The organism is Mycobacterium gordonae (assembly GCF_002101675.1).
Taxonomy (GTDB): domain Bacteria; phylum Actinomycetota; class Actinomycetes; order Mycobacteriales; family Mycobacteriaceae; genus Mycobacterium; species Mycobacterium gordonae.
Window position 1 is genome coordinate 1 of record NZ_LQOY01000125.1, and the last position, 1,523, is coordinate 1,523.

The window sequence follows — 1,523 nt, forward strand, 5'->3', positions numbered from 1 at the left end:
CGGAACTTGTCAAGGCGGATGAGTCCATCGGGTGTTAAGCGGCGGTCGTGTCGGCCTCCTGGGCTGGTGGGTTGATCCAGACGGTGTCGGGCAGGTCGAGGATCTTCGGCGCACGGTGGGTGCTGAAGCGGTGCGGGTGTCGGGCACGGGCGTCGGTCAGGACGGCACGTCGCTCGGCGGCTTTGTCGGTGGCGAGCCCGAAGTGCACGTTGGCGGGGGTGTGCAATCCGATCCCGGTATGACGATGCTCGTGGTTGTACCAGTGGGCGAAGTCATCCATGAATTGCCTTGCCTCAGACAGGGAGCCGAAGCGCTCGGGAAACTCCGGCCCGTACTTCAGCGTCTTGAACAGCGACTCCGAGAACGGGTTGTCGTTGGATACCCGAGGCCTCGAATGTGATCGGGTGACCTCGAGATCGGCGAGCAGTGTCGCGACGGTCTTGCTGGTCATCGACGTGCCCCGATCGGCGTGCACGACGTGGGGAACGCCGTGCACCTTGAACACCTGCTCGATGAGTTCCTTGGCCAGAACACCGGATTCATGAGCATGGACGTGGACACCGACAATGTAGCGGGAGTAGATGTCGATCATCACGTACGCGTCGAAATAGACACCCTTGACCGGCCCGGGCACCTTGGTGATGTCCCAGGAATACACCTGCCGCGGCGCGGTCGCGACCAACTCCGGACACACCTTGGCGGGATGGCGGGCCAGCCGGCGCCGCTCCTTGACCTGCCTGTTCTCGCGCAGCACCCGGTACATCGTGGACACCGAACACAGATAAACGCCCTCATCGAGCAGTTGGGCATAGATCTGCAACGGTGCCAGATCGACGAACCGGGCGCTGGTGAGCGTCGCCACAACCAACTGCCGCTCCAACTCGGTCAGCTTGTTGACCGGCTCGACCACCGGTTGCGGCGACACCGCCGGCGTAGGTGCCGTGGCGGTGTTGCGCCGCCGGATCGCCGTTGAGCGCACCACGCCAGTCAACGCCGCTGCGTGCCTGGTCGACACGCCGACCGCGAGCAGCGACCCGTAGGCCTCGGTCAGCGCTTCTTCGGTTGCTCGTCGGAATCCGCTCTCTCGGAAAGACTTTCCAAGAGAGCGTGTGCTTTTCCCATGATGTCCAGCGCGGCCTCGGTGGTGGCCAGGCGCTTGCTCATCTGCGCGTTCTCCCGCTTGAGACGGGCGATTTCAGCCTGCTCAGCGGTCAGCTTGCCGATCTTCTCGCCGGGCTGTTTGCCCGCCAGCACACCCGCATCGCGCTGCCTGCGCCATTCGCTGATCGACGACGAATACAAGCCCTCCCGCCTCAGATAGGCACCGCCCTCACCGTGCTCGCAGGCCTGCTCGTAGGCATCCAGGTGGGCCAACTTCTCGGCCGCCGAGAACGCACGCCGGCGGCGCGGCCCGTCGGCGCGCGGGTGGGCTTCATCCATCCGTTCATTGTCATGCACCGACGTCATCATCGAACTGCTCATGGCGTGTTGATCCGTATCTCGCCCTGCATCAGGCCGGTTTG

General features: G+C 64.3%; 1 protein-coding gene. It reads right to left on the bottom strand.

Translation table 11 applies throughout. The annotated features are described in order from the left end of the window. Positions 1-34: 34 nt before the first annotated feature. Positions 35-1,440, bottom strand: a protein-coding gene (locus AWC08_RS19320) for an IS3 family transposase (protein WP_142283675.1) whose coding sequence is annotated in 2 segments (ribosomal slippage) — positions 35-1,074 and positions 1,074-1,440 — 1,407 coding nt in all. Because the reading frame shifts where the segments join, the coding sequence is not laid out codon by codon here. Between the last annotated feature and the right edge of the window lie 83 nt (positions 1,441-1,523).